The following is a 22,640-nucleotide window of genomic DNA, read 5'->3' as shown; positions in this document are numbered from 1 at the left end:
CCGCGTCGACGGCCAGTTTCGAAGGTTAGCCGACGTTATCCTGAAGTGCGCTCGGCGCGCTGGATTGCTCAGTCGATCCTGCAGGATTGCCGGCTCGATTGTGGGCCAGGGTGCGTGGATCGAGATAACGCTTCTACCACGGCGCAAGGATTGCGCTGTGGTCGGATCGAGCCGCCGCGGACGCCGGATGGATAGCGCTCCGGGGGTAGCACAGGTCGCCTCGTCGCTCGGCCAGGGAACGCCTCGCGCAAGGATCAGAGCATTGATGCTTGGCCTCGAACCCGACCGGAATTCGACCCCGCCCAGGCACTCGGAGCGGGTCAGCGCGACCCCATCGGGATGGCGCGTGGAGGTCATCCCGTAGATCGTGCCCGGCCCGTCACGGCCGGGAACGGGACCGACGAGGGCGGCATCGCTGTGCCAACGGGTCGCACCGACTGATGCGTCCTCCCGATGGACAGAACGACCTCGACCCTGGTCGCGGCGACCGAGTCCAGGGTCGTGGGGACGGTTTTGATTCGCGTGTCGCTGTCCACGCAGGCGCTCGTCAGCCCGTCGCATCGGGCCCCCCGGACGTATCGCTGGGCACCCCGTTAAGATGCCGAAGATGCACGACGTTGCCGTCTCGCAAGCCAGGCTGGAGCTTCAGCCTCGCCCGGATTGGGTCCGATTGGCGGCGCACGCTCAAGGCTCGCCGTTCAGCCTCCACCATAACCTCGGCGGCGATGGCCAATCGTGCCCGCTCAACGGCGCTATCGTATACCGGCCTCCCGAGCTCGCGTTCGATTTCTGACAGCGTGCCCAGCATGGCGAGGACTGCCTCATCCATGACGCGGGCCCTCCTGCACGGCACCGGCGAGCGCGCGATCATGGGCTTCGACGAGCCTGTAGAAGGTCGTCTCGTCCACAACGCGCTGGGCGACCAGCAGACGGGCTAGTCCTTCGACAAGGGATTGATGTTGGCGCACGATACCAAGGGCTTCTGCATAGGCGGCCTGCAGGTCGACCTCGACCGCAAGACGCAGGTCCTCATTTCGGTCGAGAAGGCCGCTTGCCCGGTCCATCGGTGCGAGCCTCACCAACTGACCTCCCATCCCGAAACTGGCGGTCTTGGCTGCTGCCAGGGAAGTGGCCTCGCCGAGGTCGTGATGAGCGCCGCTGGATAGCCCAAGACCGAGGGCATCCTCGGCCGCCCGCCCGCCGAGCAGTCCCACGAGCACGGCGGAGATGTCCTTCGGCGACATGGTCGCCCCATCTACCGGCGTCGAGATCGTATGCCCTCCAGCCTGACCGTTGGAGACGATGCTGATCCGGCGCACGCGATGGCCGTCCGCGTAGTGCATGCAAACGGCGTGACCCGCCTCGTGGGCGGCGCATCGCCAGATCGCCTTGTCCGACCTGGCGTCGGCGGGCGCCACCTCACGCACGAGGTCCTCGACCCGCATGGGGCGGCCGTCGAGCCGTGCCTTCAGTCGGGCGCTCTCGACCCAGCTTCTAGCTTCGGCTCCCGTCGATCCGAGCCCGAGCGACACCACCCCGGAGAGATCTTCGTTAGCGAGGTCATCGCCCAGATGCTGGCGAAGTATCCCCTCCAACGCCTCGGCGTCGGGCGGCGCGATGCGGATCACGCGACCGAGGCGACCGGGGCGGAGCATCGCCGGGTCGATGCGGTCAGGGGCGTTGGTTGCCGCCACGATGATGATCCGGGACGCATCGGCCCCTTCGAGGCCGAGGCCGTCCGTGAAGGACAGAAGTGCCCCCAGGATCGGCATCCAATACGAGGAATGACGGTCGTCCCCGCCGGATCTCGAAGGAAGAGCGTCGGCCTCGTCAAAATAAAGGATGCATGGAGCCGAAGCAGACGCCCGCAGAAGGTCAGCCTGCATGCGGCGCAGCACGTCATCGAGATACCCGGATCCCGCGAACCACCCGGCGACCGATGTCGTGACGACTGGCAAGCCGCAGGACTTGCCAAGGCTCCTCAACAGCGTTGTCTTGCCGAGCCCAGGTCGGCTGGCGAGGCAGGCATTGAGGGTCCCGGCGGGCCAAATTCCCTCGCCACGGCGCCAGGCCTCCACGCTGGCAACGACCTGCAGCGCCCACGACCCCGCTTCGCCGTAGCCGACCAGGTCACACACCAACGGCACGTCTTCCAAGTTGGCAGCCGGGGCCATCCGGGCCCTCGCCGTTGCCTCCAGCCTTGCCACGCAGTTGGCGGCCCGGTCGCCGACACGGATGGCCGCAAGATAGTCCGGGTAATCCAGTCCCTGGACGCTTGCCGGCATCCGGCGCGGACGCCGGCCGGTGGCCTGCCGGATCACCGATCGTAGGACCTCGTTCGTCGGGTGTCCGAGGCGGACCCGCATGTCGGCGCCGTCGATGAAGGCGCGGGAGACGTAGCGTTCCGGCAGCCATGATACGACAGCAATACGGCTTCCCGTCGCCATCAGCTTGACGAGCTCGGCCTCGCCCTCATCGGCACGAAGCCTGGGACGGCTGACGACATCACGGGCGTCCACCTTATCCCATGTGCCCGCGGCCGCGACGGCTTGGCGAAGCGGCTGGACCCACGATTGACTGGGAGCCTCGATGAGCACCGACAGGCGCGGCGCCGTCGTCATCCTTCGGAAAGCCGGGCCGCTGAGCGCCGCGGCGAGCATGGCCTTGGCCAAGCTCGCATTGGGACTGGTGAGCGCCCCGCTCATTGGCTCGACGTTGGAATGATCCTCGTCGCCATCGAGAAGGTACTGCTGTGCTGCAGTCAGGTCATCCGCCGGCACTCCTTGCGGATCGGCGGTCTCCTTTTGGCGCGCAGGTTGGGTCTTGCGTCCGGCGCGGGCCAAGGAAGCGATGCGCCTGGCGACTGACTTCTTCGAACTGTTCATGGCGGCCTCCATCGCAAGGCCGCCGCGCGCATCCTTTGCGCCGGTCAGACCCCGGGGGGTGTCTCGGATTTGGTCAGAGGGGTGCCGGCCGCTGTCAGGCGGCAGGCGCACGGTTTCGGTTTGACGTGGAAGCGGTAGGGCATCGGGCAGATCCTGATCGGAGTGGGCTACGCGGGATCGCCCGGATCCCAGGCGTCGAAATCCACCCGGCGGGCGGTCGCGCTGACCCTGATCCCCGGCTGGCCTGGCTCGGCGCGTTCTCGGAGCCAAAGGGCTTGCGCCTCGGCCTCCATCAGGCAGGCCCGCCCCATGGCGACGAGCATCGCCGTGACGATGCGGGTGAACGCCTCGCCCGGGTACGTCTCGCTCGCGAGGGTCAGCCGGCGGAAGAGTTCGCCTACGTGGCGGGCGGGATCCTCCGTGTGCGAAGGTGGCCTGGTCAGGGCGGAGCCCGCACAGGCGTCACACAGCCTGCCGGGAGGCTTCAGGGCATCGTTCATGAGGGCTGCCTCCGCACGGGGCAGCCGGCCGCAATCGATGGCGGCGGGTCAGCCCAGGAGGATGTCGGACAGGCGCGAAGGCGCCCGGACGGGGGCGGCCAGGGGGGCTGGCCTACGAGACAGCGGTTTTCCGGAACGTGGTCGTCATCGGGAGCGAACCTTCAAAGGGCTTCCCGGGCGCGCGTGGCTATCCTCGGGACGAATCGGCGTGGGCCGGTGCGGGGATCCCCGCCCGGAGCGCCGTGCATTTGGTCTGCGCGAACATGAGGTCTCAACTGAACCTCAAGCCCTGCCTTCGCAAGGCCTCCCAAAAGAAGACGGGTGGATAAGCGAAGGCAAGGTTAATTTCGCAAGTCTTCGAGGACAGCTTACTCCGCCGCCTCCAAGCGCTGCCTGCGACAGGTTTCCACCGCGGCCTGGAACCGCTGGCGTGTAGCCTCTCGAAGTTTTCCGAGTGCGAACTGATCCCTCATGCGGACCAGTATCTCCTCGTCCGGGATCCCACGCGCGACGAGAGGTGCCGCGATGCTTGCCAACTCAACGACCGGAACATCTTCGAGGGCACGTTCCTGACCGGCGGATTTTCGGAAGGGAACCATGGGCTGCGGTTGGCCGGGCCAGATCAGCTTTCGACCGTCGTCCTCCGTCACAGAACAAGGCTTACTGACTGCAGCGAGGACCTTCTCGACGATCCTGCCGCCGCTCCGGTCAAACCTGTGAGCCCGGGCAATCCTGTCTATCAGCAGCTTGGCGTAGATCGGCCCTTCGACCTCGATGACGTAAGCCACCATCCGCCGGAGGGGGCCTTGGTATTCCGGATCGTAGAACCTGTCCTGGTTCGGGATGAATCCGCTGTCTTCCACCTTAGCCACAGCGTAAGGGCCGCCAGTCCGACTGACCGTATGGTGTGTGACCTGCTGAGGGGCCAAACCACCCGTGTCGCGAGGGGGCGCATCCCTCGTCACCGGCTTGGTCCGGCCAGGATCGCGTTCCGACAACCTCGCGACGAGATCGCAGATGGCATCCAGATGGAGCCTCTTCTCGACGGGGTCCGTGCCGCTCCGCTGGAACCCAGGGACCTTCAGGAACCAGTGATCGGGATCGTCGAGCTTCTGCGCGACGAACGTCTCGACCATCGGTTCGCGCAGGATGGACCTGTGCGGCTCCCAATTGGGCATCTGCCGTGCGATCACCGTGTCCCTGAATTCCCGGAGGGCGCTGCGAAGCTCCTCCTCATTCAGTGGGCCATCGCCGGCGAGGAAGGATGCCGCCGGCTCGACGACTACCGGATCAGGGTCGGCGGCAATGGCCTGCCTTGGTTCTGGCTCGGCAGATGGATCGACCGGCTCAACACCCTCGGTCACGTCGTCGTTGGCCGCCGGTTCCTCAGGCTCAACCGCCGACAGGAAGCTGGTGGCCAGCTTGTATCCGTGCGGAGCCTGGGCGGGCGCAGCTTGAAGCTCGCGCAGGCGTTTCACGAGGTTCCCGGTGTGCAGGTCGGGGTTGTCGAACCAATCTGTCGACCACACGCGCAGGATGTTCCAGCCCAGGCCCGTTAGCACCTCCTCACGGAGGCGGTCCCGGTCGCGCGCGCTCTTGCTGGAGTGGTACCGAGCCCCATCGCACTCGACGCCGGCGATGAACCTCTCCGGGTAGTCAGGATGACGGATCCCGAGATCGATCCGGAAGCCCGACACGCCGACCTGATGATCGACCTGGAAGCCTTCCCTCTGAAGGCGGCGAGCCACCTCAACCTCGAAATCGCTGTCGGCTCGACCCTCGGGATCGACCTCGGCATAGCCCCGCCGCTCCGCATACTCGAAGTACCGCTTGAGCACGCGCAGGCCATCCGGGCTCGTGTCAGATGGCTTGACGTCGACGGACCCAAAGGAGGCGAACAGCGCGATGCGGAGGCGGGCCCGGGTGAACAGGACGTTGAGGCGGCGGTGGCCATGCTTGCCGTTGATGGGCCCGAACCGCTGCATCACGGGTCCGCCCGGCTCCTTCGGTCCGTAGGTCATCGAGACAAAGATGAAGTCGCGCTCGTCGCCCTGGACGTTCTCCAGGTTCTTGACGAAGAACGGCTCGCCTCGCTCCGCCACACGTTCCTGGAAGCGCTGGACCAATTCGTCCTCTGTCGCGAGGCGCTGGATCTCCTCGTCGATCAGGTCACGCTGCTCGCTGTTCACGGCCACGACGCCCAGGGAGGGCGCAACTGGCTCCTCGGCATGGTGCCGCATGAACAGGATCGCTTCCTCGGCGACGGCCTGGGCCTCAATGGGATTGCGGCTGGCCTCGTAACGCCCCTTCAGCCGGATCAATTCCACCGAGAACGAGCGAGGCGCCGCCGAGGGGAAGGTGATGAGCTTGTCGTCGTAGAACTCGCGGTTCGAGAAGGCGATCAGGCTCTCGCACCGGCTCCGGTAGTGCCACTTGAGGAGGCGTGTCTCCCGGAACGTCTTCGCGCACGATTCCAGGATCGACTCATCGTCGATGTCCTCGACCTCGTCATCCCCATCCGAACTGTCGGAGCCGACGGACCGGTTGAAGAATTCCGAGGGCGGGAGCTGCTTCTGGTCCCCAACGACCACGACCTGCTTCGCCCGCAGCATGCCGCCAAGGGCATCCTCAGGCTTCATCTGCGAAGCCTCGTCGATGACGAGCAGGTCGAAGCGGACCTGCCCCCTCGGTAGGAATTTAGCGAGGGAGAGCGGGGACATCATGAAGCAGGGCGTGAGCTGCTGCAGGCTTTCCGAGGCACGCCTTATCAAGTCTCGGACGGGCACGAACTTCTGCTGCTTGCCCATCTCATTGCGGAGAAGGGCGCCTTCCGTCCATGTCGACTTCTTGCCCTGGGCCGAGCCGGGAAGCGCGTGCCGGGCCAACAATCGCTCCCGCACGGCCCGCCGGTCGTTCTCGATCTTTCTCTTGTCGGCGTCGATGAAGGTCCTGCGTTGGGCCTGGATGCGGCTGCCGACCGCCCTGGCCAACACTTCGTCCCGCTGACGGAAGTTCTCCGCCCGCCGTCGAGCCAGAAGGCCTTCGAACAGACCGGGGAGCGCGTCGGCGGACAAGCCCCGCTCCGAAGCCCGCACGACGAAGGGCAGGAGCCCTAATCGGTCGAGTTCATGCCGCTGCCGGCGCAAGTCCACCAGCGCGGACAGTTCGTCCTGCCGGTTGACCACTCCGTCCAGGCATTCCCGCAGAGTCCCGGGCGGATCCATAGGCAGCCCGCGGACGCCATACCGGCCTCGCAGGTCGCGGTGAGCCTCCTCTAGCCTGTCTGCCAGACGGGTCCCATTTTCGAGCCTCTCCCTCAGGCGGGACCTGATTTCGCCAGCGTCGGCACCAAGCAGTCCTTCGCGAACGGACTGAAGGTCCGGCGACGCCTCGACTGCCTCGAACCAGCGCCACGCGACACGCGCCTTGTCGAGCGACGCTGCATCATGCGCGACGCTTAGGCGACCCTCGCTCAGGCGCCGCCGGGCAGCCCGACGTTCCCGCTCCACCCCTACCGCGACAGCCAGGCGCTCCAACGGGATGGTCAGGTCGCGGAGGCGATGCGCCGGGTCGGCCGCGAGAATGCGGTCGGCTTTCGCGCGCTTGGCAGGCAACTCTCGCCGTGCCTGATCGCATGCGTTGCCCATAGCGGGGAAGGCAACCTCGGGAAGGCGCCTTATTGGTTCCAGACCTGGAGCAATGGCAGCGAGCCGACCGAGCGCGTCCTCGTCCAGCATCCCAACGCGCTCGGCCACCTCAGCGCCGCACACGCAGTTGGCAAGGTGGGTCAGGGTGATGCCGCGAACCTCCTGCCCCTTGGCAGCAGGCTCGAAGGGGGTATGGAGGCCTGCCCAACGGGCACCCCACATCGCCGCCTGATCGCCCCTCGCCGAGAAGCCACGAACCGCGTCTACGTGCTTGGCCAGCTCTTCGAGCGCGTCAGCATTGGCCGCCGTCAGTTCCGGCAGGCCGAGTTGGGCCGCCAGGCTGGCGACGGCGGCCTTGTTCCCGGAGGAAGAGAAGCTGCGCGATAACCAGCCCTTCCGAAGATGGGCTGCGACGTCACGCAGGAGCGCCTGGTCCGGCCAGTCGCCGCGCACGGCACCGAAGGTCCCGCGCCATATTTCCTCGTTAGCGTTCAGTGACCGCCACTCCGCGAGCGCGGTGGCGAGGTTGCCGTTCGGGCGCCATGCGAACCAGGTCCGGAGTTCGATGGGCAACCTCGCCACGGCGTAGGCCGCCACCATGGCCGCGCGGAGCCCCTCGCACGGGAGGTTGGCTCGGAGCCCCAGGACCTCCATGAGAGGAGTGGCCGCGTCGAGCGCCTCTTGAGCCGCGCCGCCCGCCTCCAGTGTCCGTTCTGCCTCGGCGATGATCTCGCTCGACGCACGCCTGTCCCGCCCCAGGACGGCCACCAAGGCGTCGACGGCATCCAGTAGCGCATCATCGGAGCCGCCCGGTAGGGAGGCCTCGGCCGCACGCCGGTCGAGTTCCAGCACATGTTCGACGTCACGAAGATGGCCAGTGACCGTCTCGGATGCCTGCGCACGCAGCTTGGTCAGCACCCCGTGATCCGGGACGTCCCCGGGAAGGGAGCCCACGGCAGCCGTCATCCTGCGGAAGCCCGCGATATCGACAAGACCGAGGTCCGAAACCGTGGTGAGATACGTCTCGACCGCGCCGGTAAGATCGCGCAGGTCGCGCAGATCGCCAACCAGAAGGCCTGCGGTGCCCGGGGTCACTTCCGGACCAAACTCAAGTGACGACCACGCCGAACGCTCGGGTGGTCCGAAACCCGTCACGAAGTCCGTCGCGATTTCCGCGTAGAGCCCGATCTGTGTCTGCGCGCCGGAGATCTCATGCAGCCTGTCTGTGGCCGCCTGAGGAATTTGGATGCCGTTGAAGGCGTCGAGGGCCTCACCGATGTCGCTCCTGGCCTTCAGCGCCTGCCACATCAGCCCGAACGGCGTCTTCCCGTCAGGTGTCTCCGCGTTAAGCGCCGCCGCGTATTTCGAGACAGCGTCACGGGCATCAATCAGCGCGGCATCCATTCCGCCACCTGCCCGAACAGCCCGATCCGAAGTCAGCTCGACCCGTTCCTTCAGCCGCGCGATGGTCGCCTTCGGCGACGCCTTGTCGGAATGGAGTTCGAGGCAGAACTGACCGAGGCCCGCGTTGTCGAGCCGCCGCCTGACGACGTCCAGGGCTGCCTGCTTTTCGGCGAGGAACAGAACCGTTCTGCCATCCATGAGGGCGTTGGCGATCAGGTTCGTGATGGTCTGGGACTTCCCGGTGCCGGGAGGACCCTGGATCACGAGGTTCTTGCGGTCCATCGCATCCACGAGCGCGCTGTGCTGTGACGCGTCGGCGTCTTGGATGAGGACAGGCGCCTTGGCCGCCACCGCGGGATCGTCGATGCGGTGATCCTCGCGCTCGCCGAACAGCGGTCCGTCTCCCTGGCCGTGCTCGATCCCCCGCATGACCGAACCCACGAGGTCCGTCTCGGTCGGATGTTGCTTCCAACGGAGGGGGTCGAGGTCCGCGTACATGGCGAACCGACCGAACATGAAGTGCCCGAGCGTCATCAGTCGGCGGACGCGCCACCCCCTCTGGTCCGCGATGACGTCGCTCACCTTCCGGAAGTAGGCCTCGACCGACAGGGAGTTCTCCACGTCGGTCTCGGGTTCGGGCAGGGTGATGCCCCGGTCACGGTGCACGCGCTTCATGAGGCTGAGGTTGCCCTCGGCCACCGTCGTCGTGGCCGAAACCTCATAGACCGTCCTGCCGTGGCGGCTCGTTTTCACGAGTTGGACCGGCAGCAGCAGGAGGGGGGCAAGGAGCTTGGTGTCGCTGTCCTGCTCGCTCCATTCGAGGAAACCGAAGACCAGGAACAGCGTGGAGAGCCCGGTCTCCTGCTCGGCCAGGCGAGCGTCGCTCCGGATCTTCTCCAGGATTGCGTCGAGCGGCTTGGGGAATTTCAGGGTCTGCAGGCGCTTGTCGCGGTGCTTGTCCTCCGTCGCCTTCGCCTGAAGGTCGAAGGACGGGTCGAACCCCAGGGTGCGAGCGTGCTGGACAGGATCGACCGCCTTGGGTTTCTCAAGCGGCGGAAGGTCGAACTGGGCACGCAGCCGGTTGCGGAGAGCCCTCTCCGCCTTGGCGAGCTCTGCCTCGGCATTCTCGCCGCCCTCGGCCTCGATGGCCTCGATGGCCTCCAGGTATTCCGTCTCCGTGGCCTTCGCGTACGAGAGGGCGGAGACGAACTCGTCGGTCTTCTCGTCCGGCGGGACGTCGTCGGGTTCCGGGAGGGGCACGATCTCAAGCGAGGTTCCGTCGGCCAGGAGATCGAAGATCGCCTCGGGCACCTCGTCGATGATCTGGAGCTGGCGCTTGGACGTCGGACGATGCTTGTAGCTCAGCATCGGGTTCCTGAGGCCCATGTCGAGCAGCTTCTCGCGAAGCTTCTCGTAGCTGAGCTTGAGGTGGTCCTCGTCCCCGTTCGTCGGCATCGTACCCCGGCCGGTTCCCCAAGGCGCGCTCGGCGCCGCCACACCCGCAAGCGTCCCGGTCCCCTCGCTACCCGGCACTTCCCCGCAGCCTACACTCCCGGGGGATTCGAGCGGAAGATCCACCTGTGCGTGTTTTTTGGCCGTGTTGCTCAATGGTCCGGTTGTATCGCCGGAGCTCCCCTTTTCGGTCCCTGCGTTGAGCACGATAGCCCGGTCAACCAGCGTTCGGAGGCGATCCGACCGATCGGTCTTCCTCAACCTCAACTCCGCTTGGAGTTTGGTCAGGACCCGGCGGTCGCCACGAGATGCCTCGAAGATCCGTTCAAGCTCGGCTATCCCGGATTGAAGGTAGGGGCGTGCCATTCCGCGGCGTGTCGTTGAGGTATACGCCGCCGATCATCCGATGCATGCTCCGTACTGTCCAGCTGGGACGAAGCATGGCTCGCCGGAAGCGGTGGTGATCGGGGTCGAATCGTTTCACAGCGGTTACACTCGTTTGCCGCCCCTCCGAACACCCACGGGCGCGGGCCGCGGTATTTGGAAAAAAAGTCCGAACCGGACTTCCGGTCGAAGGCCCTTTCCTTCGCTAAGAGGATGGGCCCTCGGAACAGGGGGCGATTTTGGTCCAAGAACAAAGCGCGCAGGTCACCCCAGGAGGGCAGACCTGGCAGGAGCTGGTGGATGCCCAGAAGCTCGATAGCCGAAGGCCGGAGGAGATCGCGGGCGCCATCCGTGAAATGGATGACGGGCGCGACGTGCGATTACGGGGCAAGCTCCTCGATTACCTGCGCGAGCGTGCAGAGCGCTATCTGACTCCGAGGGTCGATAAGAACCTACCCGACCAGGGCCGTGGCGCGGTCGAGGCGACCATCGACAGGATGGTCGATGCCCTTCTCATCGAAGGGGCAGCCGACGGTCCCGGTTACGAGGCGAACTTCCTGAAGAAGCTACGTCAGCGGCTTGTTGACCAGGTCCGCAAGCTCCGCATCGAGCAGGACCGTCTCGACCAGCCGGCTGTGGATCCGGAAACCGGGGAGGTTCCGGAGCCATCCCACCCAAGCGACGAACTCACACCCGAAGAAGCCGCCATCGCGGCAGGCTTCCTCACCACGCTGTCCGAGCGGCATCGCAAGGCGCTGTCCCTCTATCGCGCAGGCTATCGATGTTCCGATGCCGAGGGAGGCGAGACGATCGCCTCAATGATGTCGGTGTCAGTCAGGACCGCTGAGCAATGGATGCGGGACATTCGGAAAGCCGTCGCGAAGCACCTGGATCTGAAGCCATGAGCCAACCCGCAACACTCGACGAAGTGCTCTTCGCGTTCCATCAGGCCGTCGACATACCCGGTCCGGGCGATGTCGCGCTTTGGACGAAGCAGTACCCACAGTTCGCCGATGAGATCCGGGCCCACGCGGTCGAGATCATCGACATGGAAGCTCTCGCCTCCGCTGAGCCATCGAGCGGCGAGACGACGGTCGCCAAGCCCGCGGCGGCAACCGACAACCGGACGCTGAGGGAGATAGCCCGTGCCAAAGGAACGACGCTCGCGGATTTCGCCGAGGACATTGGCCTGTCGTCCGCGATAGTCGCCGACGTCAACACGGGGCGCATCCGACCGGAGACGGTGACGCAGAAATTTAAGCGCCTGACTGCCGACTACTTCAAAATGACCATCGACGAGATTGCCTCCATCATCGCTGGTCAGAAAGAACAGCCTGCCTTGGCGATGCTGAAGTCCAAGTCCGGTTATGTCCAGGGTGAGCCAGTGACCTGGGAAGAGGCTGTGCTCGCCTCCGACATGGACGAGGAAGACAAAACCCTGTGGCTCCCTAACGAAGATTGATCCGATGGACATCTGGCGCGACATCCGCAGGACGGCGCGCCAGCGCCACCACGAGGCGGCAGCAAAGGCGAAGGACCATTCCGCAGGCTCCCTGGCCGTGGCCGGGCTAAAGGCCGCGCGCCTCTCCGCGAGCCGCTTCGTTCCCGGCTCGATCTACGGAGAGGGGGTGCTGGGTGCGCTTGAGCGCGAGGATCGCGTTGTACGGCTTTCGTCGGCCCTTGACGTCACCGAAGTGCCGGTCGTGACGGCTCATGAGATCGGCCATTGGTGGCTCCACGACGAGCCCGCCTACATGATCCGATCCTTGGAGGCCGGCTTTGGCGGAGCTCCGTTCGAGACAGGAGCGGAACGAGTCATCGCTTACTCCACGAAGGAGCGCCGGGAAATCCAGGCCGACGTTTTCGCCCAGGAGTTCCTGCTGCCTTCGGACAAGCTTCGCGAGCGCCTCGTCAGGGACGGGAAAAGACCCTCCGAGATCGCGACGGAAATGGGTTTGCCGCCCCAGTTCGTCCGAATGCAGGCGATGAGAGCCCTCCTCCTCCCGCCGCTCGACGAGAGGGAGGAACGGAATGACGATCCAATCGTCCCGCTCGACGACGATCAGAGAAAAGCCGCCGAATGGGACGAACGGCCACTTATCCTCGATGCGGGGCCAGGCACGGGTAAGACGAGGACGCTGGTAGCCCGGATCGAGCACCTTCTTGCCCGTAAAGTACCGGCATCGTCGATCCTGGCGCTCACGTTCTCCAATAAGGCCGCGGCGGAGATGGTCGAGCGCGTCGGAAGGATCGATGCCGAAGCCGCGCCGCAGATCTGGATCGGCACGTTCCACTCCTTTGGACTTGAGCTTCTTCGCCTCCATCACGCTGCTGCGGGGCTACCCGAGAACTTCAAGATCCTGGATGAAGCCGGGAGCCTCGCCATCCTTGAGGACAGGCTGTCAGATCTCGACCTGGATCACTTCCAGAACCTCTGGGACCCGACCTTGGAACTCAGGTCCATCGTTCGCGCGATCTCCCGCGCGAAGGACGAGATGGTGAGCGCGGAGGAGTATGCGGCCGCAGCGCAAGAGACGTATGACGCCGCAAAGTCGACCGATGAGATCGCCCGCGCAGAAAAAGCGATGGAGGTAGCGCGCGCTTACAGGATCTATGAAGAGACCCTGCAGGCGAGGCAATGTGTCGATTTTGGCGATCTAATCGGCAAGGTCGTGCGCCTGTTGCGGGAAAATCCGGACGTTCTTCGAGAGACACGCGCACGTCACGATTATGTTCTGGTCGATGAATACCAAGACGTGAACCAAGCGAGTACCGAACTCGTCGACCTCTTGGCCGACCGTGGCCGCAAAATTTGGGCGGTCGCTGATCCGCGCCAGTCGATCTACCGGTTTCGCGGTGCGGCGCCGGCGAACGCTGCCGCGTTTACCGACCGGTACGATGACGCTCGCCGACTGCCATTGGGTACGAACTATCGCTCCTGCGAGAGCGTGGTGCGCGTGTTTGAGAAGTTCGGCTCCACCATAGCGTCGACCCCGGACCCCAAGACCACCTGGAGGGCGAACCGAGGCCGAGTTGGCTTCGTCGACGTCCTCCACGCGCCTGACCTGCTCTCGGAGGCAGCAGCCGTTCGCGATCAGATCGAGCGTCTTCGGAAAGAGCGGAGCATCCCCTACGAGAGACAAGCCATACTGGCGCGAACCCACCTGTGCCTCGCGCGCTTCGGCAAGCTTCTGCAGCACCTTGGGGTGCCGGTCCTGTATCTCGGAGACCTGTTCGAGCGTCCGGAAATCCGAGATCTCCTTTCGCTCGTCTCGCTGGGCGCCGATCCGTCCGGCGCTGGCTTGGTACGGGTCGCCCAGCTTCCCGAATACGGCGCGACACGAACCGATGCCTTGGTCGTCATCCGAGAGGCCGCTCAGCGCGAGGAAGATATCCTTGCCACGCTCAAGCGTGTCGAGACGCTCGACAGCCTGACGGATCAGGGCCGCTTCGGCCTCAGCCGGTTGGCGGAACACCTCGCGGCGGTCGAGTGGAAGACTTCGGCATGGGCCATGCTTTCGGAGTATCTGCTTGAGAAAAGCGAGTATCTTCGACCTCTGCTCCAGGCCGAAGATGTTGCTGCGCGCCAGAGCCTGCTCGCGATATACCAATTCCTCAAATTCTGCCGGGAGCACCACGACGCGCAAAGAGGTGCGGGCGGGCGCCGTCCCCTTCTGGAGGCGGTTCGCAGACTGGAGAGACTTGACGACGATAAGGCATTTCGCGTCGTTCCGCCGGAGGCAGAAGGCATACCGGCCGTGCGCATGCTGACGCTCCACGCCTCAAAGGGACTGGAATTCCAGGCTGTCCACCTCCCCCAGATCGCAACCCGTTACGTGCCTCACCGCAAGCACCCGGTCGCATGCCCGGCCCCGGTCGGGCTTGAGCGACTGGAGATCGGCAAGACGGACCACGACGCTGAGGAGGAGTGCCTGTTCTTTGTCGCACTGTCTCGCGCACGGGACGTCCTGACGATCAACAGCGCGGGAACTTACACCGGCAATCAGACTTGCAACCCCTCGAAGTACCTCGACCGCCTGAAAGGCATCTTGCCGGCCAGCCGCAAGGCAACCGCGACGTCCCCGCTACACGCGCCGGTCGCCATGGAGCCGCCTTCACCGAGTGCGGACTTCGAGGAACGGCACATCGAGATCTATTTCCGATGCCCGGCTCGCTATCGGTACGAAGTGGTGGAGGAGCTCGGTGGACTGGTGAGGAAGAGCGCGTTCCTTCGCTTCCACGGCACGGTTCGGCAAGCTATCGGATGGATCTGTGACCGTATCGGCGAAGGAAACCCCGTAACGCCGGACGAGGCGGTCGAACAACTGCGGGAAATCTGGTCCAAGCGCGGTCCCGTCGGCGAGGCTTTCGAGGACGTTTACTGGCGCAATGCCGAGAAGATGCTCAGGACCACAGCTACCAGAGCCATCGACGGCGGCCCTCCTGCCGAGAGGGTCTGGTCGACAAGTCTCGCCGGGAGCCTCATCACCCTTCGCCCGGACCGCGTTTATGAGGCCGCAGACGGTACCATTGTTGCCCAACGCTTCAAGACAGGCCGAAAGTCGAAGAGTGAGGCGGACAACGCTATCTGGGCACTCATGGGTGAGGCCGGCGCGGCCCTCTTCTTAGGGCGGGCGATTCGGCTCGAAGCCTTCTACCCTGCGCTCGGCGAGACGGATCCGATCACGCCGGATCGAACCGCGATGAAGGCCTATTTGGATGCTTTGGCCGGCATCCGCAGCGGTGACTTCCGGCCGGTACCCAAGGATCCGCGCGACTGCCCGTCGTGCCAGTTCTACTTCATCTGCACGCGCGACGCCGGTTAGCCGTTCTTCGGTCGGCCTCGCGCTGAGCGCGCAAAAAAAGTTCGCGGCCGACTTCCGGTTGAGACGGTCGAGCTTCGCTACCGGATCAGAGGAGGGCCGATCCAGGCCCGTCCCGGAACGCGAGCTGAAACATGTCTGACACTGCCCCCCACCACGGCCGCCCCGCCCGTTACAAGGTCGAGATCGGCGACGAGAACCTGAATTTCCGCACCGTCGAGATCGACGACCCCGTGCCCACGGGGCGCCAGCTGATCAAGGCGGCCGGAGCCCACCCTGTCGAGGACTACGTCGCCTCGGCCTTCATGCCCGACGGCACGCTGGAGGACCTCCGCCTCGACGAGCTGTTCGATCTGCGTGAGCGTGGTGTCGAGCGCGTGATCGTCGTGCGCACGGACCGTTCCTTCCGCTTCCTCATCGACGGCAAGGACATGGAGTGGCCGAAGCCGGTCGTGAGCGGCCTCGTCCTGAAGCGCCTCGCAGGCGTCGATCCGGCTCGGCACGATGTCTATCAGGAGATCCGTGGCGCCGACGACGTCCTCGTCCGCAACACCGACCTGGTCGACCTGACGAAGCCCGGCGTCGAGCGCTTCTTCACCGCCGTCGCGCAGACCACGGAGGGCCTTTCGGCCCTCCCCCCGCGCGACGCGACCTATCTTGAGGCGCGCGGCCTCGACCACACCGTCGTCGACGAAGGGGGGCACCGTGGTGTTATCCTCCACGACTTCCTCCTCCCACCCGGGAGGTTCAACGTCCCGTCTGCCGACGTGCTGATCCTCCTGCCGCCCGGCTATCCGGACTGCGCGCCGGACATGTTCTACTGCATCCCCTGCCTCACGATCGCGACCACCGGCGCGGAGCCTCGGGCTACCCAGGCCCGGCTCGCATTCCAGGGGCGCACTTGGCAGCGCTGGTCGCGCCACAACAGCGAATGGCGGCCCGGCATCGATGGGCTGCATACCATGGTCAAGCGTGTCGAGCGCGCCCTCGCCGAGGCTGCCTGACATGCTGGACCTGATCATGCTCGACGTGCACGAGACCGAACTCCGTGCGCTGCTCGCCACCGAAGACGGGGCCGAAGCTTCCGCCTACGTCCTCCTCGCCACCGCTGACATCGCTGCAGATCCGTGGACGGGCGCGGCTCGCCGGCGGCTCGTCACGCGCGCGGTCCTCCCCGTGCCTGAGGAGGACCGCATCTCCGCCTCCCCGGTCCACGTCACATGGTCCACCCGTGGTTTCGTCCGGCTCCTTAAGCAGGCCGAGCGCGATGGCCTCATCCCGGCCATCGTGCACACGCACCCCGGCAGCACGGCATTCTTCTCCGAGCAGGATGATCGGAACGAGCGGGATCTCTTCCAGATCGTCGCGAACCGTTCCGGTGACTGTAGGTCATTCGCGAGCATTGTGATGGGCGGCGACGGCTCAGTCGTTGGTCGTCTCTGGAAGGCGCCCGACCACGCCCAGCGATGCGAGCGGGTGCTCGTGACAGGCAAGCGCCTCGCGGTGCATGCGAGCGAGGAGGCAGGCGGCATTCCTGACAGTCTCGACCGGCAGGCACGGTTGTTCGGTGCCTCGTTCAATCCCGCCATCCGGGCGCTCCGGGTCGGCATTGTCGGCTGCGGTGGGACGGGCAGCCCGACGGCCATGCTGCTCGCCCGTCTTGGCATAGGGCATCTCCTCCTCGTCGACGACGATGTCGTGGAGGTCACGAATCTGAACCGCGTGCACGGCGCGCGTCGGTCCGATGCCGAGGCGGCCGTGCTGAAGGTCGACGTGCTGTCTCGCGAGATCGAGGCCGCCGGCCTGGGTGTCGCGGTCGCGCGGTTCAAGGGTTGGGTCGGTGACCCTGGTGTCCGGGACGCGCTGCGCTCCTGTGACCTCCTTTTCGGATGCACCGATGACCATGACGGTCGGCTGTTCCTGAACCGGTTCGCCTATTTCTACGGGGTCCCAGTCATCGACATGGGCTTGCGAGTCCTGCCCGCTGCCGAGGACCGGCCATACGAGATGGGCGCCCGCGTCACCGTCCTCACGCCGGGCACGACGTGCCTTCTGTGCCGCGGCCTTGTCGATCCACGGATCGCCTCGGAGGAGGCGCTGCGCAGGACGGATCCCGCCGAATACGAAAGGCGGAAGGCCGAGGCATACGTCACGGGAGGAGGCGACCCTGCACCGGCCGTCGTGACCTTCACCACCGAGACGGCTTGCATGGGCGTCAACGAGTTCCTGCAGGCCCTGACGGGCTTCCGCGGTCCCGGCGGAATGAAGGACGAACGGCGGCGGCGGTTCGAGACCTGCGAGGACCGCGCCAACAAGGCCCGGCCTCGGCCTGAGTGCGAGGTCTGCGCTGGGCCCGGTGTCTGGGGCCTTGCGGACGTCGAGCCGTTCCTGCACCGCTTCGGATGACGGCCATGCACAGGAAGCTTGCAAAGGTCCTGAAGGCACTCGGCCTCCTACGATACGACCTGCTCGTGCGGCGGGTGTCGCACTACCCGCGATCGGACGAGGTGGAAGCCGGCGAGTTGGTCCACGTCGTGGACGGCGGCGTCGAGAAGTGGGCTTGCTTCCACTGCCCCGGCGCGTGCGGGGCAATGATCCCGCTGAACCTCAATCCGAAGCGTCGTCCGCGGTGGTCCGTAAAATCGGATTGGCTCCTCCGTCCTTCAATCAGTCCCTCAGTGCATCAGCAGAACGATTGCGCCTGCCATTTCTGGATCAGGAGCGGCCGCGTTGACTGGTGCGCCGACGGACGGCCCAGAAGAAAAGTGCCAAGGCAGCATCGATAAGGACAATCACCCCTGCGCGAAGATCGCCCCACTTCGCGCAGGTGCAACAAGAGTCAGCAAGTCAGTTCGCTTATCGATAAAATACATAAATAAGCGAGCCATAAAAATATACTATGGAGAAACACAATGACAAATAGAAATACGCTATTTCAAGAACTGACCGGCAGCGCTCCTGAGCAAATCACGATTGCTGGAAGGATCTTGTCTGACGACCGATTCCAGGTTCTTCACGAGGGGAAATGGGTCAATGGACGGTACGAGAAAAACATTCGCATCGACCGAAACTCTCATTTCGCCTCCGTGGGTGCGGACGACATCCACGCGCACGTTTACGGCCGCCGTGACCGTGACAATGCATTGGTCGCGGTTCGCCTTAACGGCAGAATGAGCCACAACACAGGCGGCCGACTTCATCAAGCCGACGCAGATGTTCTTCGGAGCCTCGGCTTCAATATACCCGCCGACAATATCGTCGAGACATTCCTCGTCGCGACGGCTCCGTCATTCATCCTAAATGAAGCTATCGCCTCCGGGCCCGCACTCTAAACATCATAAAGATCGGCAGGCAGAATTCGCCTGTGGCAACACCGTAGCGGTCAAGCGGCGATGTAGGCATCTCCCGTCGATGTCGAGCGACGGTCTACCAAGCCGCACTCCGCAGCCAAGGCCATTGCCGTCCAGAGCCTGTCTGATGTCGGACCGAAGGGTCCGCTCAGGCGCCCTGATCGCAGCCGTATCCAACCTCGGTCGCCGAGCGCGATCCGAAGCCGCTGGGTCCCATCTCCGTTGCGGGCGACGGACCATCGGACGTGCTGACCGATCACCCACGCCTCGATGATCTCGATCCAAAGACTTCTGAGGCCTCGGCCACGTGCTGATTTTAGCCGTTGGCTGGCGATGGACAGCGGCAGGCGGTCCGGCTCTCCACCGAGCGGGCCTTGTCTGCCAGCGGCGACGCCGGCCTCCGACAGGGCGACGGCCATCGCATCAGCGTACGCGAGCGCGCGAAGCGCCAGTCCAGGGACCCGCACGCATCCCACCTCGGACTGCGCCGCGACCAGGTCGTCCATCAGCCTGAAAATGTCCGTCTCGCCCAGACCGCAGGCGCTCGGCCATCCCTTCTCGCCGGCACGGGCCGCGGCCCGGTCGAGGTAGTCGCCGACCGTAGAGACATCCGCATCGTCCTCTACCTCACGAGCGGCCTCGTCGGCGTCGGCAGCAAGTTCCTCCGAGAGCGACCGTCCCTCGTCTATCCGGGTCTCGATCCAGCGCAGCAGGCTTTCGAGGGCCAGCCTCTGAAGCTGACGTGCTTGCAGCGAAGCCCAATGCATGTGGGTTGCCGCCAGCGACTCGGTCAGCTTCAGAGGCTGGCCGCCATCGTTGCGAGCCGACGCCATCGCGCGCCGGATATCCACGACGCCCATGGCTTCCTTCGCTTGTGCGAGTACGGCGAGGATCAGGTCCAGGGTTTGCCGGCGTCGCCATGGGACGCTGTGCATCGGCGCGTTCGCGCCCAGGCCGTGGAACAGAGTCTTGAAGGCTTCGCGCTCCGTGACGCTGGGGCTGCTTACCGGCCATGCGGAATGCAGCGCGTCCGCCTGATCGGCACGCAGCGAAATGGGGCCTGGGACCAGCATGGCCTCGGGCACGAGGCCGCCGATCTCGCGGTCGAGTGCGGCAACCGCAGTCATCGCTTCGCTTGACGGGCGCAGGGCACGTTCCTGGGTCTGGATCAGCCATCCCAACGCCCGGATTGAGGGGCCGTATTGGATAGGGGCCATGATGCCGGTGCTCGTCCGCCGCACCGCCTTCAGGCTCTTCCAGCCTTCCCCGTGGAAGTCATAGGCTCGCTTCGAACCGGAACCGGGAAACTTGTCGTTGATGACAAGCCGTCCCGGTAGTCCCTCGCCATCCCCCGCCAGGAAGTGGGACCAGACGAACAGCACCTCTAGGCGGTCGACGACGTCCTGCAGGTCGGCGACGTTGACGGTGGACGCCCCCCGGGCCTCCGCGGCCTGCGCCACCTTCCACCATGCCCACGCCATGAAGGCGTAGGGCCGGACGTGCCGCGTAACGTTGTTGATGCCCGGCAACGCCGCGTCCATCAGGTTCAGGTTGATCTGCCTGAGGCCCAGCGGATCCACGCCACCCGGGTCGAGCTGCATTTCCTTGACGAGATGAAGGTGAGGCTCGTCCGCGAACAACCGGTCAAGCTCGGCGAGCGACATGGTGGGCATGCGTCACTCCAGCACGGGGTCGAGTAAGACCAGGCCGCAGCACGTCAGCGACACGCGATGCTCGCGTAGCCGCTCCCGCCCAACGACAGGCAAATTCAGACCGCACCTGCAGGATGGCCGGTCGCTACGGATTGCGAGCGCGATAACCCGCTGTGGGGACGCCTTACCGGACGCCACTCGATTGAGGATGAGAGCCTCTTCTTTCAGCGCGGCTGGAAGATCGGGCATCGGCCCGACACCGGCCAAAGCTCGCTGGATCTCGTGAACGACCATCCAAGATGTTCGGGTTGCGACCGTGCGGTGCATGGCCTCGCGCCAAGCATCCTCCCCCGCTTCCCCGTCCAACCGTCGCTCCCTGATGCCTGCGGGCGATGGCATGACGGCCTCCATCCATCCGGAGCCAACAGGGCCATGGCACCAAGCCTGAAGCCACGAATGCACGCGACCGCCCTGTGAAGGATCCGACAGCACACTCGCGATGAGGACGGCGACGAAGGCCTTGTCGAGCACATCGGGTTCGCCGTCGGCCATGCCAGCGCCACGCGCGATCCCGACCCACCGGCGGAGGTGCTCGGCTTTGAGGTCTTCAGGATCATCTGAACGCTCCGACGCGAACAGAATAAAATCCAAAAGGCTGACCGCATGCCTTCTGAAGTCGGCACTGCCTGGTGGAAGTGCCTGGACGAAGGTCGCCAACGCCCGGACGACCTCATCGATGCGCCAGCGTGGCAACGCCCCGGGACCCCCGGCGTCGCTCCGAACGACGTCATCTATCTCGCTCGCGTCCGGTAGGACCCGCGAGGAAGGCGCTGCTTCCCGAACGTAGCGCCGCATCGAAGCCAACAGCCGTTCGAAGGCGGTCGCCCCCGAAAGCGACCCCAGTGGAGTGAGGCCTTCCGAGAAGGCGGATGAGGGCCTCAAGCTCGAAAGGTCGACGGTACCGGTCACGCGATCCGACGGCCGCTGGCCTGTGCCGGCTATCTCCGGTGATCCGGCGTCCTCCTCCATGAACGCGCCAGGGTTCACGACGAAGAACGAGAGGATGACCGCAAGATCGTCGGGTTCTTCGGCACCGGCGAGCGTGCGGATCATCGCCTCCGCAACGGGACCGCGCTCACGGACAGCTCCCAGGATCTGGTCGAAAACGAGCCAGCCCCTGATCTCCTCAGCGTCGCGCGCGACGATCAGTTGGGTCGAGCGTATCAAGTTGCGGATGGAGAGGGCCGGACCTGGCTTGATCTCAAACGAGCCATCCAGGCCTATGGACACGGGGCCAAGGGATGCGTGGACCGCCCCGGAGATGATCCGTGCGTCCCATTCGCCGGCCGGACTTGCCCGCTCGAACAACCGGCCCTTGATCGCGCCGCCGTCAAACCTCGCAGACAGGCAGGGGCCACCAGTCGGATCGAGATCGCCCCCAATCCCTTCCTTCGGATCCCGGGCATCTGTAGGAGACCAGCCAAAAGTGAGCCGGTCGTCGATTATCCTGAGCACTGATGCCTCGACGTTGCCGGACGTGACGAGGGCCGGTCTCGTGGCGTTCACGCTGCCCCCCAGGAGCAAGCGACCACGTCGGCAGGTCACCTCAATGACCTTGGCATGCAGGAGGGCCGTTGAGGAAAAGGCGTCCGACCTCACAGGCTCCGCCCGCAGCCCAACGGCCCTAGCCGCCGCGAAATCGAAGAACTCGGGCGCCTTGCCGGTCACTGCGACCCGGATCCTGCCGCAGCCCAGGGCGGTGGAGAGCGCCTGCACTGCCTCCACGCCGCCAAAGAAGGGGGAGACGATGGTGACCTGCTCGGCACCCCCCAACGCGTCCGAGTGAGCTGCAAGCTGGGTGGCGATGGACCCATCGAACGAGTGGATAAGCCGGGTCCTGCCGTCTCCGCCGGCACGGCCTGCCTTACGGCAGGCTTCAGCCATCGTTCCCACGATCAAGGGGTGCTCAGGGACCGCGATGCGCCCTTCCTCGACATACAGGGCCAGGTACTCAAGGAAATCGGCCAGGTCGGCGAAAGCGTCCGGTGCCTGCGCCGGAACGAGGAGGTCCATGACCTCGACGTTGTGGCCCCACCCGCCAAAGGTCAGGTTGCCCGAGCCTACGGTCGCACGCAGTCCGTCCGGCCCATCGAGGAGCATGATTTTAGGATGGAAGCATCCGCCCCCGACCTTGAGCGGAACGAGGTCATAGGTGCGCCCGACATCCGACACCCCGGCCTCGGCCAGGGATGCTCGGTAGCCAACCACGTCGGCGAGGATACCGATGTCCTGCGCGCCCGCCTTGCGCAGCGCGTGCAAGGGCACTGCCTCGAAGAACGAGAGGCTGAGAGAGAAGGTCGTAAAGAGCGCCGCGCGCCACTTCCCGGCGCATAGCACCTCGTAAGGCGAGACAAGAGGGATCATCGCGCGTGGTCGGGGGCCCAGTGAAATTCGGAGGCGCAGCCCTCGTGCGGAAGGCATAGATCAACTTGCTGGATTAATGTTGGGGCAGCAAGCAACCTCAGCGCGTCTTTGGATCAGAG

The 22,640-nt window shown here is 65.2% G+C and carries 12 protein-coding genes; 7 read left to right on the top strand and 5 right to left on the bottom strand.

Annotated features, from left to right (window positions below; genetic code table 11):
- Window positions 1-821: 821 nt before the first annotated feature.
- The 3 genes from MFF06_RS04555 to MFF06_RS04545 all read right to left on the bottom strand — a co-directional run bounded on the left by MFF06_RS04555 (window position 822) and on the right by MFF06_RS04545 (window position 9,891).
- The gene (locus MFF06_RS04555; RefSeq protein WP_238201826.1) at window positions 822-2,885 is read right to left on the bottom strand and encodes an AAA family ATPase; all 2,064 of its coding nucleotides are present in this window, start codon (window positions 2,883-2,885) and stop codon (window positions 822-824) included.
- Window positions 2,886-3,052: 167 nt separating this feature from the next.
- Window positions 3,053-3,385: a hypothetical protein gene (locus MFF06_RS04550; RefSeq protein WP_238201825.1), complete on the bottom strand. Its 333-nt coding sequence runs from the start codon at window positions 3,383-3,385 to the stop codon at window positions 3,053-3,055.
- A gap of 368 nt (window positions 3,386-3,753) precedes the next feature.
- Window positions 3,754-9,891 carry a DUF3320 domain-containing protein gene (locus MFF06_RS04545; RefSeq protein ID WP_238201824.1) on the bottom strand — a complete coding sequence of 2,046 codons (6,138 nt, stop codon included), beginning with the start codon at window positions 9,889-9,891 and terminating at the stop codon, window positions 3,754-3,756.
- Between the two features lie 677 nt (window positions 9,892-10,568).
- Here MFF06_RS04545 and MFF06_RS04540 point away from each other — a divergent pair.
- The 7 genes from MFF06_RS04540 to MFF06_RS04510 all read left to right on the top strand — a co-directional run bounded on the left by MFF06_RS04540 (window position 10,569) and on the right by MFF06_RS04510 (window position 18,427).
- A complete protein-coding gene (locus tag MFF06_RS04540; protein ID WP_238201823.1) occupies window positions 10,569-11,177 on the top strand; it encodes an RNA polymerase sigma factor in 609 nt (202 codons plus the stop codon).
- Entirely contained in the window at window positions 11,174-11,734 is a 561-nt protein-coding gene (locus MFF06_RS04535; protein ID WP_238201822.1) for a helix-turn-helix domain-containing protein, read from the top strand. Before MFF06_RS04540 ends, MFF06_RS04535 begins: the two co-directional genes overlap by 4 nt.
- 4 nt (window positions 11,735-11,738) lie before the next feature.
- The gene (locus tag MFF06_RS04530) at window positions 11,739-15,098 is read left to right on the top strand and encodes an ATP-dependent helicase (RefSeq protein ID WP_238201821.1); all 3,360 of its coding nucleotides are present in this window, start codon (window positions 11,739-11,741) and stop codon (window positions 15,096-15,098) included.
- Window positions 15,099-15,229: 131 nt separating this feature from the next.
- Window positions 15,230-16,099: a multiubiquitin domain-containing protein gene (locus MFF06_RS04525; RefSeq protein WP_238201820.1), complete on the top strand. Its 870-nt coding sequence runs from the start codon at window positions 15,230-15,232 to the stop codon at window positions 16,097-16,099.
- Window position 16,100: 1 nt separating this feature from the next.
- Window positions 16,101-17,501, top strand: coding sequence for a ThiF family adenylyltransferase (locus tag MFF06_RS04520; protein ID WP_238201819.1), 1,401 nt, complete (start codon window positions 16,101-16,103; stop codon window positions 17,499-17,501).
- Window positions 17,498-17,881 (top strand): ubiquitination-like system serine protease family protein, encoded by a 384-nt coding sequence (locus MFF06_RS04515; protein WP_306421649.1) that lies wholly within the window; start codon window positions 17,498-17,500, stop codon window positions 17,879-17,881. The genes MFF06_RS04520 and MFF06_RS04515 overlap by 4 nt, the downstream gene beginning before the upstream one ends.
- Window positions 17,882-18,007: 126 nt before the next feature.
- Window positions 18,008-18,427, top strand: a complete 420-nt coding sequence (locus tag MFF06_RS04510; RefSeq protein WP_238201817.1) for a hypothetical protein — start codon at window positions 18,008-18,010, stop codon at window positions 18,425-18,427.
- A gap of 50 nt (window positions 18,428-18,477) precedes the next feature.
- On the opposite strand, the gene MFF06_RS04505 is transcribed toward MFF06_RS04510, so the two are convergent.
- Window positions 18,478-20,118 carry a hypothetical protein gene (locus MFF06_RS04505; protein ID WP_238201816.1) on the bottom strand — a complete coding sequence of 547 codons (1,641 nt, stop codon included), beginning with the start codon at window positions 20,116-20,118 and terminating at the stop codon, window positions 18,478-18,480.
- Window positions 20,119-20,121: 3 nt separating this feature from the next.
- A complete protein-coding gene (locus MFF06_RS04500; protein ID WP_238201815.1) occupies window positions 20,122-22,521 on the bottom strand; it encodes a phospholipase D-like domain-containing protein in 2,400 nt (799 codons plus the stop codon).
- Window positions 22,522-22,640 lie beyond the last annotated feature (119 nt).

It is taken from the genome of Methylobacterium aerolatum, from assembly GCF_022179085.1.
Taxonomy (GTDB): domain Bacteria; phylum Pseudomonadota; class Alphaproteobacteria; order Rhizobiales; family Beijerinckiaceae; genus Methylobacterium; species Methylobacterium aerolatum.
The sequence above is the reverse complement of the archived record's forward strand: the minus strand, read 5'-3'. Positions and strand labels throughout refer to the sequence as shown.

What these genes read in the sequence shown, in the direction of transcription:
- MFF06_RS04555 (WP_238201826.1), bottom strand. Translation starts at nt 2,885, where the DNA reads ATGAACAGTTCGAAGAAGTCAGTCGCCAGGCGCATCGCTTCCTTGGCC.
- MFF06_RS04550 (WP_238201825.1), bottom strand. Translation starts at nt 3,385, where the DNA reads ATGAACGATGCCCTGAAGCCTCCCGGCAGGCTGTGTGACGCCTGTGCG.
- MFF06_RS04545 (WP_238201824.1), bottom strand. Translation starts at nt 9,891, where the DNA reads ATGCCGACGAACGGGGACGAGGACCACCTCAAGCTCAGCTACGAGAAG.
- MFF06_RS04535 (WP_238201822.1), top strand. Translation starts at nt 11,174, where the DNA reads ATGAGCCAACCCGCAACACTCGACGAAGTGCTCTTCGCGTTCCATCAG.
- MFF06_RS04530 (WP_238201821.1), top strand. Translation starts at nt 11,739, where the DNA reads ATGGACATCTGGCGCGACATCCGCAGGACGGCGCGCCAGCGCCACCAC.
- MFF06_RS04525 (WP_238201820.1), top strand. Translation starts at nt 15,230, where the DNA reads ATGTCTGACACTGCCCCCCACCACGGCCGCCCCGCCCGTTACAAGGTC.
- MFF06_RS04520 (WP_238201819.1), top strand. Translation starts at nt 16,101, where the DNA reads ATGCTGGACCTGATCATGCTCGACGTGCACGAGACCGAACTCCGTGCG.
- MFF06_RS04515 (WP_306421649.1), top strand. Translation starts at nt 17,498, where the DNA reads ATGACGGCCATGCACAGGAAGCTTGCAAAGGTCCTGAAGGCACTCGGC.
- MFF06_RS04510 (WP_238201817.1), top strand. Translation starts at nt 18,008, where the DNA reads ATGACAAATAGAAATACGCTATTTCAAGAACTGACCGGCAGCGCTCCT.
- MFF06_RS04505 (WP_238201816.1), bottom strand. Translation starts at nt 20,118, where the DNA reads ATGCCCACCATGTCGCTCGCCGAGCTTGACCGGTTGTTCGCGGACGAG.
- MFF06_RS04500 (WP_238201815.1), bottom strand. Translation starts at nt 22,521, where the DNA reads ATGATCCCTCTTGTCTCGCCTTACGAGGTGCTATGCGCCGGGAAGTGG.